This is a genomic window from Rhodovulum steppense, from assembly GCF_004339675.1.
GTDB classification, from domain to species: domain Bacteria; phylum Pseudomonadota; class Alphaproteobacteria; order Rhodobacterales; family Rhodobacteraceae; genus Rhodovulum; species Rhodovulum steppense.
This window is the reverse complement of sequence record NZ_SLVM01000013.1, coordinates 38,561-58,789: the sequence shown is the minus strand read 5'-3', so window position 1 is coordinate 58,789 and position 20,229 is coordinate 38,561. Positions and strand designations below refer to the sequence as shown.

25 protein-coding genes are annotated in these 20,229 nt (G+C 66.5%); 18 read left to right on the top strand and 7 right to left on the bottom strand.

Features of this window, described 5'->3' with window-relative positions; all coding sequences use genetic code 11:
* The first annotated feature begins 58 nt into the window (after positions 1-58).
* Genes EV216_RS10335 through EV216_RS10325 form a run of 3 tightly spaced genes read left to right on the top strand, consistent with a single transcriptional unit; the run spans position 59 to position 1,969 of the window.
* The gene (locus EV216_RS10335; RefSeq protein ID WP_132695199.1) at positions 59-589 is read left to right on the top strand and encodes a c-type cytochrome, methanol metabolism-related; all 531 of its coding nucleotides are present in this window, start codon (positions 59-61) and stop codon (positions 587-589) included.
* On the top strand, positions 546-1,418 hold the full coding sequence (locus tag EV216_RS10330) for a substrate-binding domain-containing protein (RefSeq protein WP_132695198.1): 873 nt from the start codon (positions 546-548) through the stop codon (positions 1,416-1,418). Before EV216_RS10335 ends, EV216_RS10330 begins: the two co-directional genes overlap by 44 nt.
* Positions 1,415-1,969, top strand: a complete 555-nt coding sequence (locus tag EV216_RS10325) for a PQQ-dependent catabolism-associated CXXCW motif protein (protein WP_132695196.1) — start codon at positions 1,415-1,417, stop codon at positions 1,967-1,969. Before EV216_RS10330 ends, EV216_RS10325 begins: the two co-directional genes overlap by 4 nt.
* Here EV216_RS10325 and EV216_RS10320 read toward each other — a convergent pair.
* Genes EV216_RS10320 through EV216_RS10305 form a run of 4 tightly spaced genes read right to left on the bottom strand, consistent with a single transcriptional unit; the run spans position 1,963 to position 4,774 of the window.
* Entirely contained in the window at positions 1,963-2,745 is a 783-nt protein-coding gene (locus tag EV216_RS10320) for a quinoprotein dehydrogenase-associated SoxYZ-like carrier (RefSeq protein ID WP_243642040.1), read from the bottom strand. The genes EV216_RS10325 and EV216_RS10320 overlap by 7 nt on opposite strands.
* Positions 2,746-2,776: 31 nt before the next feature.
* Positions 2,777-3,751: a beta-propeller fold lactonase family protein gene (locus tag EV216_RS10315; RefSeq protein WP_132695192.1), complete on the bottom strand. Its 975-nt coding sequence runs from the start codon at positions 3,749-3,751 to the stop codon at positions 2,777-2,779.
* Entirely contained in the window at positions 3,705-4,202 is a 498-nt protein-coding gene (locus EV216_RS10310; RefSeq protein WP_243642043.1) for an SRPBCC family protein, read from the bottom strand. The genes EV216_RS10315 and EV216_RS10310 overlap by 47 nt, the downstream gene beginning before the upstream one ends.
* Positions 4,203-4,258: 56 nt before the next feature.
* Positions 4,259-4,774, bottom strand: a complete 516-nt coding sequence (locus EV216_RS10305; RefSeq protein ID WP_132695189.1) for a DUF3280 domain-containing protein — start codon at positions 4,772-4,774, stop codon at positions 4,259-4,261.
* 203 nt (positions 4,775-4,977) lie between these two features.
* Here EV216_RS10305 and EV216_RS10300 point away from each other — a divergent pair, with 203 nt between their 5' ends.
* From EV216_RS10300 to uvrC, 12 genes are all read left to right on the top strand, one after another.
* Positions 4,978-5,952, top strand: coding sequence for an ABC transporter substrate-binding protein (locus EV216_RS10300; RefSeq protein ID WP_132695187.1), 975 nt, complete (start codon positions 4,978-4,980; stop codon positions 5,950-5,952).
* 9 nt (positions 5,953-5,961) lie between these two features.
* A complete protein-coding gene (locus EV216_RS10295) occupies positions 5,962-6,711 on the top strand; it encodes an ABC transporter permease (protein ID WP_132695185.1) in 750 nt (249 codons plus the stop codon).
* Complete coding sequence (locus EV216_RS10290; protein ID WP_132695298.1) at positions 6,708-7,319, top strand: ABC transporter ATP-binding protein; 612 nt, start codon at positions 6,708-6,710, stop codon at positions 7,317-7,319. Before EV216_RS10295 ends, EV216_RS10290 begins: the two co-directional genes overlap by 4 nt.
* Complete coding sequence (locus EV216_RS10285; RefSeq protein ID WP_132695183.1) at positions 7,316-8,053, top strand: ABC transporter ATP-binding protein; 738 nt, start codon at positions 7,316-7,318, stop codon at positions 8,051-8,053. Before EV216_RS10290 ends, EV216_RS10285 begins: the two co-directional genes overlap by 4 nt.
* The gene (locus EV216_RS10280; RefSeq protein ID WP_132695181.1) at positions 8,050-8,841 is read left to right on the top strand and encodes an ABC transporter permease; all 792 of its coding nucleotides are present in this window, start codon (positions 8,050-8,052) and stop codon (positions 8,839-8,841) included. The genes EV216_RS10285 and EV216_RS10280 overlap by 4 nt, the downstream gene beginning before the upstream one ends.
* Before the next feature lie 92 nt (positions 8,842-8,933).
* Entirely contained in the window at positions 8,934-9,230 is a 297-nt protein-coding gene (locus tag EV216_RS10275) for a hypothetical protein (RefSeq protein WP_341539359.1), read from the top strand.
* A gap of 57 nt (positions 9,231-9,287) precedes the next feature.
* Positions 9,288-10,163 carry a class I SAM-dependent methyltransferase gene (locus tag EV216_RS10270; protein WP_132695178.1) on the top strand — a complete coding sequence of 292 codons (876 nt, stop codon included), beginning with the start codon at positions 9,288-9,290 and terminating at the stop codon, positions 10,161-10,163.
* An 80-nt stretch (positions 10,164-10,243) separates the two neighbouring features.
* A complete protein-coding gene (locus EV216_RS10265) occupies positions 10,244-11,047 on the top strand; it encodes a S49 family peptidase (RefSeq protein ID WP_132695176.1) in 804 nt (267 codons plus the stop codon).
* A gap of 3 nt (positions 11,048-11,050) precedes the next feature.
* Complete coding sequence (locus EV216_RS10260) at positions 11,051-11,233, top strand: hypothetical protein (RefSeq protein WP_132695174.1); 183 nt, start codon at positions 11,051-11,053, stop codon at positions 11,231-11,233.
* Between the two features lie 4 nt (positions 11,234-11,237).
* Entirely contained in the window at positions 11,238-12,206 is a 969-nt protein-coding gene (locus EV216_RS10255) for a calcium/sodium antiporter (RefSeq protein WP_132695173.1), read from the top strand.
* Entirely contained in the window at positions 12,203-12,985 is a 783-nt protein-coding gene (locus EV216_RS10250; protein ID WP_132695172.1) for an SDR family oxidoreductase, read from the top strand. Before EV216_RS10255 ends, EV216_RS10250 begins: the two co-directional genes overlap by 4 nt.
* Before the next feature lie 235 nt (positions 12,986-13,220).
* The gene (gene uvrC / locus EV216_RS10245) at positions 13,221-15,167 is read left to right on the top strand and encodes an excinuclease ABC subunit UvrC (RefSeq protein WP_424511181.1); all 1,947 of its coding nucleotides are present in this window, start codon (positions 13,221-13,223) and stop codon (positions 15,165-15,167) included.
* 37 nt (positions 15,168-15,204) lie between these two features.
* Here uvrC and gdhA read toward each other — a convergent pair whose 3' ends face one another.
* Positions 15,205-16,554 (bottom strand): NADP-specific glutamate dehydrogenase, encoded by a 1,350-nt coding sequence (gene gdhA, locus EV216_RS10240; RefSeq protein WP_165899219.1) that lies wholly within the window; start codon positions 16,552-16,554, stop codon positions 15,205-15,207.
* A 179-nt stretch (positions 16,555-16,733) separates the two neighbouring features.
* Here gdhA and pgsA point away from each other — a divergent pair, with 179 nt between their 5' ends.
* The 3 genes from pgsA to EV216_RS10225 are packed head-to-tail and all read left to right on the top strand — an operon-like array spanning position 16,734 to position 17,994.
* Positions 16,734-17,300, top strand: coding sequence for a CDP-diacylglycerol--glycerol-3-phosphate 3-phosphatidyltransferase (gene pgsA, locus EV216_RS10235; protein WP_132695170.1), 567 nt, complete (start codon positions 16,734-16,736; stop codon positions 17,298-17,300).
* Positions 17,297-17,545: a molybdopterin converting factor subunit 1 gene (gene moaD, locus EV216_RS10230; RefSeq protein WP_132695168.1), complete on the top strand. Its 249-nt coding sequence runs from the start codon at positions 17,297-17,299 to the stop codon at positions 17,543-17,545. The genes pgsA and moaD overlap by 4 nt, the downstream gene beginning before the upstream one ends.
* Positions 17,546-17,547: 2 nt before the next feature.
* Positions 17,548-17,994, top strand: a complete 447-nt coding sequence (locus tag EV216_RS10225; RefSeq protein WP_132695166.1) for a molybdenum cofactor biosynthesis protein MoaE — start codon at positions 17,548-17,550, stop codon at positions 17,992-17,994.
* Between the two features lie 40 nt (positions 17,995-18,034).
* Here EV216_RS10225 and EV216_RS10220 read toward each other — a convergent pair whose 3' ends face one another.
* Both EV216_RS10220 and EV216_RS10215 read right to left on the bottom strand, forming a co-directional pair.
* Positions 18,035-18,361 (bottom strand): hypothetical protein, encoded by a 327-nt coding sequence (locus EV216_RS10220; protein WP_132695165.1) that lies wholly within the window; start codon positions 18,359-18,361, stop codon positions 18,035-18,037.
* A complete protein-coding gene (locus EV216_RS10215) occupies positions 18,348-20,225 on the bottom strand; it encodes an OmpA family protein (protein WP_132695163.1) in 1,878 nt (625 codons plus the stop codon). The genes EV216_RS10220 and EV216_RS10215 overlap by 14 nt, the downstream gene beginning before the upstream one ends.
* Positions 20,226-20,229 lie beyond the last annotated feature (4 nt).

The following is a 20,229-nucleotide window of genomic DNA, read 5'->3' as shown; positions in this document are numbered from 1 at the left end:
AGGAGCCGGATTGGCACGGGGTGACCCGTGCCAGTCCACATCGCGACAGGGAGGAAAGATGAAGAGGTTGCGACTGGCGCTGGTTTTCGGCGCAGTGGCGGGGCTGGCCAGCGCTGGCGGCGCCACCGAGAACAGGGGGCTGCCGGGCAACGGTCCTGCCGCCTACAAGGAGGATGGGCGGTACTTCACCGAGGACGGGGTACCCACCTATTTCATCGCCGAGGACGGCACGGTCGATTGGCTGACTTTTTCAGGCTTCCGCCGCTATCACGCGGAGTGCCATGTCTGCCACGGGCCTGACGGCATGGGCTCGACCTACGCGCCGCCGCTGAAGGACGCCGTCGAGCGGATGGATTACTACGACTTCGTCTATATCGTGTCGAACGGTATCGAGAATGTCGACGTCTCGCATCAGAATGTGATGCCGACCTTCGGACAGAACAAGAACGTGATGTGCTACATCGACGACATCTATGTCTATCTCAAGGCCCGCGGCGATGGAGCGTTGCAGCGGGGCCGTCCGGCCAAAAGAGAAGATAAGTCGGATGCGGTTGCTTCCTTCGAAGCAGAGTGTATGGCCGGTGGTTGAGGCGCGTCTGGCGGCCGCGATAGGCACACTCTTTCTGAGTTTTGCGCCGGTTCTGGGGCAGGCGCAAACCTCGGATCTGATATCGAAGACCGCGTTTCGGGTTTGCGCCGATCCTGCCAGCTATCCGATGTCGGACGATCAGGGGCGCGGGTTCGAGAACCGGCTTGCGGAGCTTTTCGCGGAGAAGCTTGGACTGCCGGTCGAATATACCTGGTATCCGATGGCGACCGGCTTCGTGCGGAATACCCTGCGTGCCAACAAGTGCGATGTCATCATCGGCTTTGCCCAGGGGCACGAGCTGGTGCTGAACACCAACCACTATTTTACCTCGACCTATGTGCTGATCGTGGATGCGGATGGCCCGCTCGCGACTGTCGAGGCCCTGTCCGACCCGGCCTTGCAGGGGCGCGCGCTGGGTGTCGTCGCGGGCACGCCGCCTGCCTCGCACATGGCGCGGCATGGTCTGATCGGCAAGGCGCTGGCCTATGACCTGATGGTGGATCGCCGCTACGAGGCGCCGGGCCCCGACATGCTGGCCGCGCTGAGGGCGGGCGAGATCGACGGCGCGATCCTGTGGGGGCCGATCGGCGGGCCGCTGGTCAAGAACGACTTCCCCGAATTCAAGGTCATCCCGCTGGTCCACGAAGAATTGCCGCCGCGGCTGTTCTATCGCATCACCATGGGGGTGCGGCTGAACGAGAAGGTCTGGCAGCGCCAGTTGAACTCGTTGATCCGCCGCCATCAGGACGAGATCAACGCGATCCTGCACGAGGCGGGCGTGCCGCTGGTGGACGATTACGGCAAGGTGGTGCGGGACCTGGCGCAATGATCCGCGCTGCGGCCCTTGCACTTGTGCTGGGGCTTGGGGCGGGGCAGGGGCTGGCCGAGGTGCCGGAACCCCCGGGCTACCGGATGGACGAGTATCGCGGCCCGGTGCCCGAAACGCTGGCGGGCGCCACCGTGATCGACCCCGAACAGGCGCATGCGCTCTGGCAAGCGGGCGGGGCGGTGTTCGTCGATGTCATGCCGCGTGCACCGAAGCCGCCGAACCTGCCCGATGGCACGATCTGGCGCGATCCGCCGCGCCTGTCGATCCCCGGCGCGATCTGGTTGCCGAATGTGGGCTATGGCGAGATTGCGGAGGTAACGCACGGCTATTTCCGCGACGGCCTTGACCGCGCGACCGGCGGGGACCTGGCGCGGCCGCTTGTATTCTTCTGCCTCGATGAATGCTGGATGAGCTGGAACGCCGCTAAACGCGCGCTCGAATACGGTCATGCGCGCGTCTACTGGTTTCCCGAAGGCACCGATGGATGGACGTTCCTTGCCCTGCCGCTGGAGCGGGCAGCGCCAGAGCCCGGCGAGCCGGGCGCTCAGTAGCCCGGAATCTGGCGGCTGGCGGTGGTAACGGTGCCGCTGGTGTCTTTCATCGCGACCTCGACCAGCCGGGTTGCGCCCGGGGCGGACAGGCCGATGCGGGGGTTCTCGCTCAGCGAGATGCTGCCGGTGATCGTTGCATAGGGCTGGCCATCCAGCGCGACCTCGACCGTCTCGACATAGCGGGGCGGGATGAACAACAGCGAGATCTGGTCCTTTTGCAGGCCGGAATGGCTGGGGTGGCGGATATCGACCTCGATCCGACCGGTGCGTGTGGCGACTGCCCCCAGCCGCGCCGCCGCCCCGCCCGCGTGCGTCAGCGGTGTCAGTTCGATACTCATCTGGCCCAGATCGGCCAGCGCGGCGACAGGATCGGTGCCGGGCGGCGCGGCGCAGGCGCCCTGACCGCTGGTCTTGACATGGGTCTCGGCCAGGAACAGCCTGCCATCTGTCGTTTCGGCAACCACATGCAGCGCCGTCGCGCCGTTGAAGCGCAGCGTCAGGTCGAAAGTCAGCGCGGGCAGCGGACGGGCCAGCTCGACCACCGCCGAAACCGGCATCGGGTTCTCGTCAAGGATCACCGTCACCCTGTCGATCAGCCGGCCCTCGGGCCCCTCGACATGGATCCCGATCGGCGTCCTTGCATCATCCGCGGTGCGATAGGGGCTGGCGATGGCGATATGCGGGCCGGCCGGGATCAACGCGCGCTCGGCAAACAGCATCGGCCGCAATTCGTCCCATGCGGTCTGGGCTAGGGCGGGGCCGGGTGCCAGTGTCATTGCGAGGGCAAGGAAAAGGCGGCGCATGGGCTCAGTCCCCCCGTTCTGCAATGAAACGGCCAAAGGCGCGCGGGCCGTCGCCGGTGGCAATCTCGGCGGTCACGGCCAGCGTTTCGGCGTCGATCAGGCTGACGCTGTTGGAAAACCAGTTGGCGACCACGACGGTCGCGCCATCGGCGGTGGCGTCGATCCCTTCGGGATATTCGCCGACCGCGATTTCGCCAAGCGGTGCAAGCGTGCCAAGGTCGATCACGCTGACCGTGTCGGCATGCTGATTGGTGACAAAGGCCCGGCCACGCGCGAACGCCACGCCATAGGGTTGATCGCCGACCGGAAGGGTGGCCAGAACATGGCGTTCGGCCACATCCACCACGCTCACGTCATTCGAGCCGACATTGCCGACGAACAGCCGCCCGTCCGGCGCAAAGCCCAGCCCGAAGGGCCGGATGCCGACCGGCACGGTCCCGGCCAGCGCAAGGCTTTCGAGATCGAAGATCGAGACCTGCCCCGCCTCCTTGTCGGCCGAGGCAAGCCAGCGCCCATCCGGCGACACCGCCAGTCCGGCCGGTGCGGTGCCCGTTTCCAGCGTTCCGGTCAGCGACATGGAGGCGGCATCCACCACCCAGAGCCTTGCGTTGTACCAGTCCGACACGAAGACCCGTCCGCGCAGCGGATCATGGGCGATGCCGATGGGACCACCGTCCAGCGCGACCTGCCCGGTCTCGTTCCCCGCCGCATCGAAGCGGCGCAGCGACTTGGTGTCGGGCGAGACGGCGAAGAAGCCGTCCGCCGCAACCGCGATCCCGGCGGGCTGGCCGGGCAGCGGCACCTGCGCAAGTTCGGTTCCCGCGGCCAGATCGAGGATCGAGACCGATCCGCCATTCTGGTTGGTCACATAGGCAATGTTGCCCGCCGCAGGCAGCGCGGCGAGCGCCCAGCCAAGCGCCAGCGCCAGGATGTCAGGGCGCGCCAAAGCGGTCGACCAGTGCGGACAGGCCCGCCTCATAGACCGCGGTCACGGCCTTGATCGCGGCCTCGTCGTTCAGTTCGGGGGGCGGATCGTTGTTGGGATAGCCGCGATAGAAGGCCCCGCGCCATTCCACGACCGACCCGCCGCCAGCGCGCGGTTTGACGGTCAGATGCGCGGAATAGTTCGTCACCGGCAGAACCTCGACCGCGACCTCGGTGATCCGGTAGGAATAGGTCATCTTCCCGGCATCGTATTTGTAAAGCTCTTCGGCAATCGTCGGCCCGTCCGCCGCGCCCAGGGTCAGCAGCCGCGTCGCGTCAAGCGTGTTGCCGCCCTCGCCCGTGGTGGCGTGAACCGCCGGGTGCCACCCCATGTCCTGAAAGTCGCCCACGACCGCCCAGACCTCGGCCGGCTCGGCGGCAAGCTCGGCGGTCACGTCGACCTTCTGGCGCGTCGGACCATGCGCCAGTGCCAGAGCGGGCAGCATCACCGCCACGGCCGTCAGCGCGGCCAGACTCCCCTGTAGCTTCACGAAATCCTCCCTCATTCCTTGAAGAAATTGTTTTTCAGGATGTAGCGCATGCCCCGCAGCCAGGACTCGTCGGTGTTCGAGCGGATATCGACCGACAGTCCCCTCACCATCGCGCCGCTTTCGACATCGCGCATCACCAGGTTCATCGACAGGATCAGGTTCGAGACTTTCTGCACCTCGCCGACCAGAACGTAATCGGCCCCCAGCTTGTCTGCGATGCGCAACTCGCAGCCATAGCAATTGGCAGGGTTCTTGATGCGGGCCAGATCCTCGGCAACCGGCGCGTTGTCCATCAGCGCAAGCCCCTCGGCGCCAAAGCGCGCGCGCACCTCGTCCTCCAGCAGAAGGATGCGCGCCTGTTCGTCCTCACGCGCGCCGAAATAGGCGCCTTCGGTCGAGGTATCGAGAAACGCGATCCCGAAGAACGCCACCTGGGCGTCGCGGTTCAACGGCACCTGCGCCGCAAGCGGGGCCGCGGCCAGAGCGATCAGCGCGGCCAGAGCCGCAAGACGGGGGCGCAGGTTCATCGGCCGAGCTTATCCCCGCCCGGACAGGTCGCAATGCGCCTTAAGTATCGGTTTCCCATTTGCTCTGCGCTCTGGCACGATCCTCGAAACTCTGCCTGCGCTGCCGGGGAGGGGGCTGGCGGCGATACTGCCCGCCGGTCCGGACGGCACGGGGCGGACAAGAACGACACCGGAAACGCGCGCAAGAAACCGGGAGGAAGACCATGTTGAACCGAGTGACGGGCGCGCTTGCGGCCCTTGTGACGCTATGGAGCGCCGCCGCTGCCTGGGCCGAGGATTTGCCGCGGCTGCGTGCGGCCGTGTTGCAGTTGGGCACCGTGACCTGGGAACTGACGACGATCATGGAAAACGGGCTCGATACCGCGCATGGGTTCGAGTTGGTGCTGTCGCCCTTTGCCGATAACGGCGCCACGCGCGTCGCGGTCGAGGGGGGCGAGGCCGACCTGATGGTGGTCGACTGGATCTGGGTCGCCCGCCAGCGCGCTGCGGGCCGTGACTATATCGCCATCCCCTATTCGCGGGCGGTGGGTGGTCTGGTGGTGCCCGCGGACAGCCCGGCGCAGACGCTGAAGGATCTGGCAGGGGAGAAGATCGGCATCGCGGGTGGGCCGCTGGATAAGAGCTGGCTGGTGCTGCGGGCCTATGCCGCGCGCGAATACGGCATGGATCTGGCCGCCGAGACCGAACAGGTCTATGGCGCGCCGCCGCTGATCTTCAAGGCGGGGTTGTCGGGCGAAACCGGCGGGGCGATCAATTTCTGGCACTTCCTCGCCAAGATGAAGGCCGCGGGCATGCGCGAACTGATCTCGGTGGCGGATGCCTCGGCGGCGCTGGGGCTTGATCCCGACACGCCGCTTCTGAGCTATGTGCTCAAGGAAAGCTTCCTGGCCGAGAATCCCGGCGTCGTCGAAGCCTTTTACGCCGCCTCGCGCGAGGCCAAGGCGATGCTGCTGGACAGCGATGCCGCATGGGAGGCGATCCGGCCGATCATGAACGCCGCCAACGATGCCGAGTTCGAGCGGCTGCGCGACGATTACCGCGCGGGGATCCCGGCGCCGGGCAATGTCGATCCCGAAGCGGCGGACCGCTTTCTGGCGCTGATGGCCGAATTGGGCGGCGAGGAACTGGTGGGGCGGGCCTCGACCCTGCCTGCGGGCCTGTTCCTGGAACTGGAGTGAGCGGCGGCGATGCTTGGCCGCCTCGCCGTCCCGGCGATCTCGCTTTCCGGTCTTCTGCTCTTGTGGATCATAGCCGCGGCGCTGACCGCCGATCCGCAGATCCTGCCCCAGCCCTTTGCGCTGGTGGGGCCATGGCTGGCCGAGATCCGCTCGGGCGCGCTGCCCCATCACTTGGGCCAGACGCTGGTCCGGGTGATCTGGGCGTTCTGCCTTGCGATGAGCCTGGGGTTGATCCTTGGCCTGCTGATGGGCCGGTTCGAGCGGCTGAACCGCTGGCTGGATCCGTGGCTGGTGGTGTTCCTGAACCTGCCCGCGCTGGTGCTGATCGTGCTGTGCTATCTGTGGATCGGGCTGAACGAGACAGCGGCCATCGTGGCGGTGACGCTGAACAAGGTGCCGAACGTCACCGTCACCATCCGCGAGGGCGCGCGGGCGCTGTCGGCCGACCTAGACGCCATGGCGCGGGTCTATCGCATGTCCGGCTGGGCGCGGCTGCGCCATGTGCTGTTGCCCCAGCTTGCGCCCTTCGTGGCGGCGGCGGCGCGGGGCGGCGTGGCGGTGATCTGGAAGATCGTCCTGGTGGTCGAGTTCCTGGGCCGCTCGAACGGGATCGGCTTCAAGATCCACCTTTACTTCCAGCTGTTCGACGTGGGCATGGTGCTGATCTACGCGCTGTCCTTCATCGTGGTGATGCTGGCCGTCGAATGGCTGATCCTGCAACCGTGGGAGCGGCACGCGCGGCGCTGGCGGGTGGCATGATCCGGGTCGATATCCGCGGTAAGTCCTTTGGCGATACCCCCGTTCTGGGCCGCGTGGCCTTCGAGGTCGCCAAGGGCGAGACGGTGGCGATCCTTGGTCCCTCCGGAATCGGCAAGACGACGCTTCTGCGCATCGTTGCGGGGCTGGACGAGCGGTTCGAAGGCAATGTCGAGCGGCCCGGCCGGATCGCGATGGTGTTCCAGGAGCCGACCCTTCTGCCCTGGCGCAGCGTGCTGAAGAACCTGACGCTGGTTCATCCGGGCCTGACGCGGCGGGCGGCGCGCGACATGCTGGCCCGGGTCGGCATCGGCGACAAGGCGCATGCCTTTCCCGGCCAGTTGTCGCTGGGCCAGCAGCGGCGGCTTGCGCTCGCGCGGGCATTTGCCGGGCATCCCGAGCTTCTGATCATGGACGAGCCCTTCGTCTCGCTCGACCCTGCCACCGCCGAGGCGATGTTGGCGCTGACCGAGCGGCTGATCGCCGAGGAACGGCCCGCCACGCTGTTCGTGACCCATTCCCGAGCGGAGGCCGAACGGCTGGCGACCCGGATTCTGGACCTTGCCGACCGGCCCGCTATCCTCACCCCTGCCAACGGACAGGACATATGACCCGCACTCCCGCCCTTTGCGTTTCCAATGTCAGCCTGTCCTACGGGGCAAGGCGGGCGCTGGACGATGTGTCCTTTGCGCTGGACCGGGGGCGGTTCTGCGCGCTGCTGGGGCCGAACGGCGCGGGGAAATCGACGCTGTTTTCGCTGCTCACGCGGCTTCTTGTGACGCGCGAGGGCAGGATCGAGGTCGCGGGCTTCGATCTGGCCCGCGATCCGCGCGCGGCGCTGGCCCGGATCGGGGTGGTGTTCCAGCAGCCGACGCTGGATCTGGACACGACGGTCATGCGCAACATGCGCTATTTCGCGGCGCTGCACGGCATGGCGGGGCGCGAGGCCACCGCGCGTATCGACGCCGCGCTGGAGCGGTTGAACATGCGCGAGCGCGCGGGCGAGAAGGTGCGCGCGCTGAATGGCGGGCACCGGCGGCGGATGGAGATCGCCCGCGCGCTGATCCATGCGCCGGAGGTGCTGTTGCTGGACGAACCGACCGTGGGGCTGGACACCGCCGCGCGCCGGTCGATCACCGCCCATGTCCACGATCTGGCGGCCGAAGGGCTGAGCGTTCTGTGGGCCACCCATCTGGTCGACGAGATCGAGCCCTCGGACGAGGTCGTGGTGCTGCATCGCGGCCGGGTGTTGCGACAGGCCAGCGCCGCCGAGATCGCGGGCGAGGGCGATCTGATCGACGCCTTCATCGAGATGACCGGCGGCAATGACGAGGCCGCAGCATGAAGGCCTGGCTGGTCGCGCTTCATGCCATCGTCCTGCGCGAGGCGATGCGGTTTCTTCAGAACCGCGGCCGTTTCCTTTCGGCGCTGGTGCGCCCGCTGGTCTGGCTGGTGATCTTTGCCGCGGGGTTCCGCGCGGCGCTGGGCCTGTCGATCACGCCGCCCTACCAGACCTATATCACCTACGAGGTCTATATCGTGCCGGGCCTGTGCGCGATGATCCAGCTTTTCAACGGGATGCAATCCTCGCTGTCCCTGGTCTACGATCAGGAAATGGGCTCGATGCGGCTGTTGCTGACCTCGCCCCGGCCGCGCTGGTGGCTTCTGTTCTGCAAGCTGATGGCGGGCGTGGCGGTGTCGCTGTTGCAGGTCTATGCCTTTCTCGGCATCGCGGCGCTGATGGGCATCAAGATGCCCGCGATGGGCTATGTCTATGTCCTGCCGGCGCTTGTCCTCAGCGGCTTGATGCTGGGGGCGCTGGGCTTGCTTATCTCGTCCACGATCCGGCAGCTCGAGAATTTCGCGGGCGTGATGAACTTCGTCATCTTCCCGATGTTCTTCCTGTCGACCGCGCTTTATCCGCTGTGGAAGATGGCCGAAGCCTCGCGGCTTCTGCGCGACATCTGCGCAGTGAACCCCTTTACCCATGCGGTCGAACTGATCCGCTTTGCGCTTTATGCGCAGTTCAACGGCTGGGCGTTGCTGTGGGTCGGGACGGGGGCGGTCGCGTTCTTCCTGCTGGCGCTGTTGGGCTATGACCCGGCGCGGGGGTTGATGCGGCGCAAGGGATAGCCGCTTTCTGCCCGGGATTCGGGCAGAGCGCAGCGAAACCGCCGCCGATTTCCACTTTGCATTTGCAGTAGAGTTATTGCTGCGGCGCAGCATTGCGCGATGCGCCCGCCCGGTTAACCATCGGTGCAGGATTGCCTGCCACCCTTGAGGCAGGAACCGGAAAGCGCGAGGTCGCCATGATCGAACTTGTCTTCGTCGCCTGCTTTGGACTGGCGCAGAATGAACAAGGGGCCTGCGAGGAACGCAGCCTCATCTATGCCGACATCACACCCATGACCTGCATGATGGGGGCCCAGCCGGAACTGGCCAAGTGGGTCGCGACGCATCCGAACTGGACCGTTGCCAACTGGAAGTGCCGGTATCTGAACACCGCCCAGCGCAAGGCGTGATCCCGCAGGCTGCGTTTGCGCTTGCGGCGGCTGCGGGGCGGGGGTTCATTCGGGGCCATGGCCCAGGACACGCCCCAGACTCCCAAGGATATCGAGCCGCTGGCTCGGATCGCGCGGTTTTCCTGGGACTGGGCGCCCGCGCTTTGTGCGCCCGGCGATGGCTGCGCCGATTACCACCGGGCCTGGTCCATGCTGCGGCTGGTGCAGGCGCAGGGCAAGCCGCCCGCGGGCTGGGCGTTTTTCCACGCCGAGATTGCGCGGGCGGCGGCGCAGGGCGCGCGGCGCGTGCTGATCTCGGGCGGGGCGGATACCGGGGTGCTGGCCATTGTCGCCTCGGGGTTTCGCAATGCGGGCGTTACGCCGCAGATCACCTATGTCGACCGCTGCGCAACGCCGGTGATGCAGAACCGCCTGCTGGGCGCCGAGCTGGGCCTTGATCTGACCGCCTGCACCGCCGACATGCTGTCCTTCCGTGCCGAGGGCATGGATCTGGTGATCGCCCATTCCTTCCTTGTCTTCTTTCCACGCGACCATCGTGGCCGGGTCGTCGCGAACTGGGCGGCAAGCCTTGTGCCCGGGGGCGCGGTGCTGATGTCCAGCGCGCTGGCCGAGGATGGCGAGGGCGAGCCCTGGCGGCCAGCGGGCGCCGACGACATCCCCACCCGGCAGGCAAGGCTGACCGAACAGGCACGCGCCGCAGGGCTTGCGCCCGCCGAGGCGGCAGAGTTGGCCGAGGTTGCGGGCTGGTTCTGGGCAACCCGCCCGACACGGCGCACCGGCCCCCTGGCCGAGACAGAGCTGCGCGGGCTGTTCGAGGCCGCAGGGCTGACGGTCGAGCGCGTGGATTATACCGCCAAGGCGACAGCCGCGCGCACCGGAACCGGGACCGTGCGCCGCCGCCGGGCCGAGATCGTCGCGCGCAAGCCCGCCTGAGCCGGGCGGCGATGCAACAGCGCGGGGCCATTTCTGCGCGCGTCTTGTTCGGGCTCGCCCCTCACTCTACATGCGAGTCCATGAAACGCTGGCTTCCATTCGTCAAATCCGACCCGCTGGTGGCGGTGATCCGTCTGTCAGGGCCGATTGCGGCGGGCGGCCGGGGCGGGGCCAGCCTGTCGGATGCGGGGCTTGCCCCCGTGATCGAACGCGCCTTTCGCAAGGGCCGGCCGGCCGCGGTGGCGCTGGCGCTGAACTCTCCGGGCGGATCGCCCGCGCAAAGCGCGCTGATCGGCGCGCGGATCCGGCGGCTGTCCGAGGAATGCGAGGTGCCGGTCTATGCCTTTGTCGAGGATGTGGCCGCCTCGGGCGGGTACTGGCTGGCCTGTGCGGCGGATCAGATCTGGATCGACCGCAGTTCGATCATCGGCTCGATCGGGGTGATCTATGCGGGCTTCGGCTTTCCCGAGTTCCTGTCCCGCTACGGCGTGGAACGCCGTGTCCATACCGCGGGCGAAAGCAAGAGCTTCCTCGACCCGTTCCAGCCCGAAAAGCCCGAGGATGTGGCGCGGCTGATGCTGTTGCAGACGCCGATCCATGACGCGTTCAAGGACCATGTCCGCGCGCGTCGCGGCAAAAGGCTGAAAGAGGATCGCGACCTCTTTACCGGCGATGTCTGGGTCGGCGAACAGGCGGTCGAGCTGGGGCTGGCGGATGGCATCGGACATATGGTGCCGGTGATGAAGGAACGCTTCGGCGAGAAGGTGAAATTCGCGCTGCACAGCCCGCGCAGAGGGCTTTGGTCGCGGCTCGGCGCGCCCGCGGTGGCGGGCGTCATGGACGAGATCGAGGCGCGCGCGCTGTGGGCCCGTTATGGATTGTAGGTCATGCTCCTCAAGATCGTTACCCTGTTCCTGATCGCCATGGCGGTGCTTGCCATGCTCGGACGGCTGCGCCTGCCCGGAACGGGGGGCGGCCGGTTTTCCCTTGGCCGCGCGAAGACCGGCAAATGCCCCGCCTGCGGGCGGCACCGGATCGGCAGCGGACCCTGCCCTTGCGGAAAGGGGTAGGGTCATGGCACTCCAGTTGCTTTATGCCGCTCTCGGGCTGGCACTTCTGGTTCTGGCCGGGGACAGCTTGGTAAAGGGCGCGGTGAACCTGTCGCTTCGGCTGGGCGTGCCTACGCTGATCGTGGGTCTCACAATCGTCGCCTTCGGCACGTCTGCGCCCGAACTTCTGGTCTCGATCCAGGCGGTGCTGCGCGACTCGCCGGGCATTGCGCTGGGCAATGTCGTCGGATCGAACATAGCCAACGTGCTTATGGTGTTGGGCCTGCCGGCACTGATCGTGGCGATCCGGACTGACGAATGCGACACGCGGCGCACCTATGGGCTGATGCTGGGTGCCACGGTCTTCTTCCTGGCGATCTCGCTGACTGGAACGATCACATGGGTTCACGGCTTCGGCCTTTTGCTGGTGCTGGGTTTCGTTCTGGCCGATGCCTTCCTGACCGCCCGAAACCATAGGCGTGAGAATGGCGTGCGCGTGGCAGCAGGTGACGCTCCAGAGGAGGTCGAGGGTGCCGATCCCGGCCTTGGTTGGCCAAAAATCCTGGTCTTCCTGGTACTGGGCCTCATCGGTCTGCCATTGGGCGCGGACCTTCTGGTTGACAGTTCGATCGAGATTGCTCGGGCGCTGAACGTGTCGGACACGGTGATCGGCCTCACGCTGGTGGCCATCGGAACATCGCTTCCCGAGCTTGCCACCACGGTCATGGCCGCGCTGCGCCGACAGGCGGATGTCGCCTTGGGCAACGTGATCGGGTCGAACATGTTCAATCTGCTTGCCATCGTCGGCATTGCCAGCTTCTTCGGCAATATCCCGATCCCGCCCGAGATGCTGCGCTTCGATTTCTGGGTGATGCTGGGGACCACGCTCCTTCTGGTGCCCTTCGTGTTCCGGGGCTGGCCGTTGACCCGGGTCTGGGGTGCGATCTTCACGGCCCTCTTCGTGCTCTACATCGCGCTGGTGGTGATGACATGACGGATCGTGCGCTGGTGACAGGCGGCGCGCGGCGGTTGGGCCGGGCGATGGCGCTGCACCTTGCGGCGCGCGGCTTCGACGTGGCGATCCATTATGCCGCCAGCGCCGATGCAGCCGAGGCGGTGGCAGGCGAGATCCGCGCCCGGGGCCAGCATGCGGCGGCGCTGCAGGCCGATCTGCTGGACGAGGATGCCGCCGCCGCGCTGGTCGGGCGGGCGGCCGGGGCGCTGGGCGGGCCGCTGACGGTGCTGGTCAACAACGCCTCGATCTTCGAATACGACAACATCCACAGCGCCACCCGCGAAAGCTGGGACCGGCATATCGGTTCGAACCTGCGCGCGCCCTTCCTGCTGACGCAGGCCTTTGCCCATCAGGCGCCCGATCAGGCTCTTTGCGAGGGTGGCGAGCCCTTGGCCTCGGGGCTGGTGATCAACATGATCGACCAACGTGTGCTCAAGCCGACGCCCGAATTCATGACCTATACCATCGCCAAGATGGGGCTCTGGGCCTTTACCCGCACCGCGGCGCAGGCGCTGGCCCCGGCGATCCGCGTGAACGCGATCGGGCCGGGGCCGACGCTGCGCGGCGGTCGGCAGTCCGAGGATCATTTCGCCCGCCAGCGCGCCGCAACGATCCTGCGCCGTGGTGCCGATCCCGACGAGATCTGCGCCGCGCTCGACTATTTCCTCGATGCGCGCTCGGTCACGGGACAGCTTCTGTGCGTCGATGGCGGCCAGCACCTGTCCTGGCAGACACCCGATGTTCTGGGGGTGGAGTGACGGTCTCGGGAAGAGTGGCGCGTTAACTTTTCCACCTCTGCCGGAGCCGGTCATAATTTCTTCACCATTTCTTCAGGAAATTCAACAATTTGCAACATTGTGAATTTTGTGATGAATTATCAAGCACTTGAAGAGCCGCACAAAAAATGAGCAAACCGTTGAACGGGTCGGAATCCAATGGAAAATCCCACGCGCCCCAAGCTTATACGCAGACTTGTCCACAGAAGTCGTGGACATGTTTGGACTTGATGGCCGACCGGGTATCGTTGCAGCGATGGCGGGGAATCACGATCTCGACGACATGACCATGAACCCGACCGAAGCTGAAGCCGCCCGCCGCCCGCAGAGCCATGCCTGTATCCAGTCCTACCTTGCGACGCTGGACAACTCGCCCGGTGTCTACCGCATGCTCGATGCGCAGGCCCGCGTTCTGTATGTCGGCAAGGCGAAAAGCCTGAAGAAACGGGTCGCGAATTACGCCAAGCCGTCCGGCCACAGCCCCCGGATCGCGCGGATGATCTCGGAAACCGCGTCGATGATGTTCCTGACCACGCGGACCGAGACCGAGGCGCTGCTGCTTGAGCAGAACCTCATCAAGCAGCTCAAGCCGCGCTACAACGTGCTGCTGCGCGACGACAAGAGCTTTCCCAACATCCTGATCACCACCGGCCACCCGTTCCCGCAGATCACCAAGCATCGCGGGGCCAAGGCCGAAAAGGGGGCCTATTTCGGCCCCTTCGCGTCTGCGGGCGCGGTGAACCGGACGCTGAACCAGTTGCAGAAGGTGTTCCTGCTGAGGAACTGTTCGGACTCGGTGTTCGACAGCCGCACGCGGCCCTGCCTTCTGTTCCAGATCAAGCGGTGCAGCGCGCCCTGCGTCGGCCGGATCAGTGCGGCCGAGTATGCCCGGGCGGTGCGCGATGCCGAACGCTTTCTTCAGGGCCGCACGACCGGCGTGCAGGAGGCGCTTGCGGCCGAGATGGCGGCGGCGTCGGATGCGATGGAGTTCGAGCGCGCGGCGGCGCTGCGCGACCGGATCCGGGCGCTGACCCAGGTGCAGTCGGTGCAGGGCATCAACCCCCGCGGCGTGGCCGAGGCGGATGTGATCGCGCTGCACATGGAGGGCGGCCAGGCCTGCGTGCAGGTCTTCTTCATCCGGGCGAACCAGAACTGGGGCAACCGCGACTATTATCCCAGGACCGGATCCGGCGCCGAACCGGCCGAGGTGCTGCGCGGCTTCCTCGGGCAGTTCTACGAGAACAAGGATCCGCCCCGGCTGATCCTGCTGTCCGACGATATCGAGGATCGCGACCTGATGGCCGAGGCGCTGTCCGAACGCGCGGGCCGCAAGGTCGAGATCGCGGTGCCCCAGCGCGGCGAAAAGGCGGATCTGGTGGCCGGGGCCGCCCGCAATGCCCGTGAAAGCCTTGCCCGGCGACTGTCGGAAAGCGTGGCGCAGGGCAAGCTGCTGGCCGGGCTGGCCGAGGCGTTCGGGCTGGAAGCCCCGCCCGCGCGGATCGAGATCTACGACAACAGCCATATCCAGGGCACGAACGCGGTCGGTGCGATGGTGGTGGCCGGACCCGAGGGTTTCGCCAAGAGCCAGTATCGCAAGTTCAACATCCGCGGTACCGACCTGACGCCGGGCGACGATTTCGGCATGATGCGCGAGGTTATGACCCGTCGCTTCCAGCGCCTGCTCAAGGAAGACCCGGATCGCGAGGGCGAGACATGGCCCGACCTTTTGCTGATCGACGGCGGCGCTGGGCAGGTGGGGGCGGTCGCGCAGATCATGGCCGATCTGGGCGTCGAGGACATTCCCGTTCTGGGCGTGGCCAAGGGCATCGACCGCGATGCCGGGAAAGAGGAATTCCACCGCCCCGGCCAGCGCCCCTTTGCGCTGAAGCACAATGACCCGGTGCTTTACTTCGTGCAGCGCCTGCGCGACGAGGCGCACCGTTTCGCCATAGGCGCGCATCGGCAGAAGCGCGCCAAGGCCGTGGGCGCCACCCCGCTGGACGAGATCCCCGGCGTCGGCGCCACGCGCAAGCGCGCGCTGCTGGCGCATTTCGGCAGCGCCAAGGCCGTGGCCCGCGCGGGGCTGGCCGATCTGAAGGCGGTCGAGGGTATTTCGGACGCGCTGGCCGAAACCATTTACGGCTTCTTCCACGAGCGCGGCTGATCCCCGGCCGGTCGGCCCGGCCGGGGATGTCGGATTGTCAGATCACGCCCATCGCGCGCATCGCCTCGGCCACCCGGACGAAACCCGCGATATTTGCGCCCAGAACATAGTCGTTCGGCGCGCCGTATTCCTCGGCCGTGTGGGCGCAGCGGTCATGGATGCGCTCCATGATCCCGGCCAGACGGGCCTCGGTCTGCTCGAAGGTCCAGCTGTCGCGGCTGGCGTTCTGCTGCATCTCCAGCGCCGAGGTGGCCACGCCACCGGCATTCGCCGCCTTGCCGGGCGCGAACAGCACGCCCGCCTTCTGGAAGGCGCGCACCGCGTCCGGGGTCGAGGGCATGTTCGCCCCCTCGCCCACGGCGATCACGCCATTGCCGATCAGCGTCGCGGCGTCCTTGCCGGTCAGCTCGTTCTGCGTGGCGCAGGGCAGGGCGACCTCGCAGGGCACATCCCAGATCGAGCCCTTCTCGATGTAATGTGTGCCGGCGCCCTTGATCCGGGCGTATTCGGAAATGCGCTGGCGGCGGACCTCCTTGATCTCCTTGACCAGGTCAAGGTCGATGCCGTTTTCGTCCACCACATGGCCCGAACTGTCCGAGCAGGCGACGACCTTTGCCCCGAAGGACAGCGCCTTTTCCATCGCATAGATCGCCACGTTGCCCGAACCCGACACCGTGACCCGCTTGCCCTCGAAGCTCTGGCTGCGGGTTTCCAGCATCCGCTGGACGAAAAAGACCGTGCCGAAGCCCGTGGCCTCGGTCCGCGCGCGCGAGCCGCCATAGACCAGACCCTTGCCGGTCAGAACGCCCGCCTCGTAGCGGTTGGTCAGCCGCTTGTACTGGCCGAACATGTAGCCGATCTCGCGCCCGCCCACGCCGATATCGCCCGCGGGCACGTCGGTATATTCGCCCAGATGGCGGTAAAGCTCGGTCATGAAGGACTGGCAGAAGCGCATGATCTCGCCATCCGAGCGGCCCTTGGGATCGAAATCCGACCCGCCCTTGCCGCCGCCGATCGGCATGCCGGTCAGCGCGTTCTTGAAGATCTGCTCGAAGCCCAGGAACTTGATGATTCCGACATTCACCGAGGGGTGGAACCGGATGCCGCCCTTGTAGGGGCCCAGCGCCGAGTTGAACTGCACGCGGAAGCCGCGGTTGATCTGGACCTGGCCCTTGTCGTCCACCCAGGGCACGCGAAAGATGATCTGCCGCTCGGGTTCGCAGATCCGCTCGATCAGGGCGTCATTGGCATAGTCGGGATGCTTGGCGATCACCCGGCCAAGGCTTTCCAGCACCTCATGCACGGCCTGGTGGAACTCCGTCTCGCCGGCATTGCGGCGCAGGACGGATTCCAGAACGGGTTGCAGCTTCTCGTCGATCATATCCACGGGGAACCTCTTGTTGTCATTCTGCGCAGCCTATTGGCGGAAATTTAGGCGAAGTGCCACATCATTAATCGCCACGCGAAAAATGCCGCGGATCTTGCGCGGCCTGGCTGCCCGCCTTCGGGTCGCCGATCTGCCGCGCCCCCCTTTCCCTCGGCCGCAGCGCCCGCTAGGGTCGCGCCATGAGGTGGACGTTGCCCAACATCCTGTCCGTGCTGCGCCTTTGCGCGGCGCCGCTTTTCCCGGCGGTCTATTTCCTGTGGGACAGTCCGCTGGCCGACTGGATCGCGCTTGTTCTTTTCGTCGGGGCCGCTGCGACCGACTGGGTCGATGGCTATCTGGCCCGGAAATGGAACGTCGTCAGCCGCTTTGGCGCGATGGTCGACCCGATCGCCGACAAGGCGATGGTGCTGATCGCGCTGATGGTGGTGGTGGCGCAGGCCGGTATGCCGGTCGTGATGACGCTGGCCGCGGGCGTGATCGTCTTCCGCGAGGTGTTTGTCTCGGGCCTGCGCGAGTTTCTGGGCGCCCGCGCCGGGCAGCTCAGGGTGACGCAGCTTGCCAAGTGGAAGACCACGGTCCAGATGGTGGCAATCTCGGTGCTGATCGGCCATGGAATCGTGGCCCTGCCCGCGGTCGAATTCCTGGGAACCGCGCTGCTTGTTGTGGCGGCGGGGCTGACGCTGATCACCGGGGCGGATTATTTCGCCAAGGCTTGGCCCTATCTCGCCGAGGAGGAGCGGCCATGATCGATGTGCTCTACTTCGCTTGGGTGCGCGAACGGATCGGGTTGTCGAAGGAGCAGGTGGAATCCTCGGCGGCAACCGTGGCAGATCTGGTCGAGGAACTGAAGGCGCGCGAGGAACGCTATGCCGCTGCCTTTGCCGATCTTGCGGCGGTGCGGGTGGCGCTGGACCAGGAGCTTGCCGAGTTCGACGCCCCGCTGGCAGGCGTGCGCGAGGTCGCCTTTTTCCCGCCGATGACCGGGGGCTGAGGATGCGGGTTCGCGTTCAGGCCGAGCCCTTCGATTTCGGTGCGGAATGCGGTGCCTTCGCCTCCGGGCGGGCCGATGCGGGCGCGGTTGTGAGTTTTGCCGGGATCGTACGCGACGATGGCGGGCTCGCGCGGATGGAACTGGAGCATTACCCCGGCATGACCGAAAGGGCGCTGCAGCGGATCGCGTCCGAAGCCACGCGGCGCTGGCCGCTGAGGGATTGCCTCGTTATCCACCGCTTCGGGACGATGCTGCCCGGCGAGACGATCATGATGGTCGCGACCGCCGCCCCCCACCGCGCCGATGCCTTTGCCGCGGCGGAATTCCTGATGGACTACCTGAAATCCCGCGCGCCTTTCTGGAAGAAGGAGTTCGGCGCAGATGGCGCGGCCTGGGTCGCGGCGAAGGACGCCGACGAAAAGGCGCTCGGCCGCTGGTCCGAAGACTGAGCTTTCCGCCTCTTCCTGACCCGAATACCCGTTCGGACGCTCAGTCCGGGCGCATCCGGTCGATCTGGGCGCGCAGCTCTCCCGCCTCGGCCCGCGCATCGCGCAGCCCGTCCATCGTCGCGCGCAATTCGGCCTCGGTCTGGCTGAGACGGTTGGTCAGCTCCGCCTCGCGCTGGTGCAGATAAGCGATCGCCTGGTCGCGCTGTTCCTCGGCCTCGTGCAGCGCCTGGGCCATGTGATCCAGATCGTCCATGTTCTCGTGTGTGACCTGCGCCACCCGATGCACCAGCAACGAGGCGAACCAGCCCAAAAGGAAGGTCGCGAACAGAACCAGTGTCGTCACGATGATGAATTCAGTCCTGTCCATCGGTTTCTTCTTCTGCTTCTTCGTTCTCGACGTCTTCGGGCTCCGCCGCCACCAACTGGAACTCGATCCGCCGGTTCGCCTCGCGTCCCTCTTCAGTGCCGTTGTCCGCGATCGGCTGGCTGGCGCCATAGCCGCGCGCGGTCAGGTTCGAGGTCAGCACCCGCCGCGCCATCAGCGCGGTCAACACCGCCTCGGCCCGCTCGCGGCTGAGCCTTTCGTTGAGCGCCGCCCGGCCTTGGCTGTCGGTATGGCCGCCGATTTCAATCCGGGCATCGGGACAGCTGCGCAGCACTTCTGCGATCTGGTCGACCACCCGGACTGCGGCCCCCTCGATCCGGATCGAGCCGGGCGAGAAAGTGATCTTTTCCTCGGCAATAATCTCGCCGATCCGGGCGACGCAGGCCTCCGGTGTCGGCCGCCCGTCCGGGGTTTCCTCCGGTTCGACATAGGTGATGTCGATTTCGAATGACTGTCCCTCGCCCAGCCTATCCGACAACAGACGCGCCACCCTTGCCTGAGCGGTATCGTCCATCGTGACGCCAGAGATACGAACCAGATCGGCACGCACGATTACGGTGCCGTTGCGCAGCTGTGACAGCGCCTCCAGCCCGGCGAGAACCCGGATCGGCCAGCCTTCGGGCAAGCCGGGATCGAGACGGGTTGCAGAGCGCACGTTCCGCAGACCGAACCGCGCTCGCGCATAGCTTTCGGCCGCGGATTGCACCAGCGCGTCGGACACCCGGCCGCGCAACTGCACCTTGCCCTTGGGGCTCAGCGTGGCAACGAATTCCCGCGGACCTTCTGCCGTGTCGGGGCCATCCGCCCCAGCCGGATCGGGCAGTGTGGCGGTCAGTTCGAAGGGGGCGGTCAGCGCGGTTCGAAGCGCCGCGACGGCCCGGTCGAAGCGTGCACGCTCGGTGCCGGGTACTGCGACCAGCGTCACATTGGCATCGGAAAAGGCCAGCGTGCCGCCGCCGATCTCGGCCAGGGCGTCAATCCCATGGGCTGCGGCCTTGCCCCAGCCGGGCGCTGGTACGCCCAGCCCGAGCGGGCAATCCAGTGCGCCTGTCAGTCCCGCACGGCGCGCCGCCTCGGCGATCAGGGTGGCGGCCTCGGGGGTGTCTGCGGCGCAGGCGTCGAACCGTGCAGTGCCGCCTTCGAGGACGAAGCGCAGGGTAAAGGGGGCGATCATCGGGCGCGGCGCCGAGATCTCCAGAACCGGAGTCAGCCCCGTCGGGGCAGCGGCGCGCAGTTCGCGTGCGATCCGGTTGCGTTCGCGTGGGTTTGGCGCGATGGCGCTGACACTGACCTCTCCGGGTATGATCGAGACCTTGGCGCTTTCGAACCGGCCCAGTGCATTTATGCCGAAGGCAAGTGCCGCCTCCCAGCCTTCGGGCACCGGGGCAGTGGCGCTTTCAAGCATGTCGGTCACGGACAGGTCGCGCGCAAGCCGACCCAGATCGCGTCCAAGCCTGCCCCGATCGGTCGTCGACGGCACCAGCCCGATCACCGAGATTCCCGAGGCGTTGCGCAACAACTCGACAGAAAACTGGGGCGCGGCCAGTGGGTTCGCGGCCTCGACCGTGATCTCGTCCAGCACATGCGACGCGTCAATCACCTCGCCTGCGGCCGAGAGCGCGCGGAACCGCGCCGCCTCGTCCGGGGCTGTACCAGACAGCCGCATCAGCATCCCGTCGGGCGTGGCCTCTGTCCAGGCGATTCCCTTGTCTGACAGCGCAGCGCGCACCGCCTTTGCCGTGCGCGATTCGATCTGTCCGACCGCCAGAAAGGCGGCAAGCAGGCAGAGCACGCCCGCCAGTGCGATCACAGCGGTCGTGATCAGTCTTGGACTCAGGCGGGTCATTGGG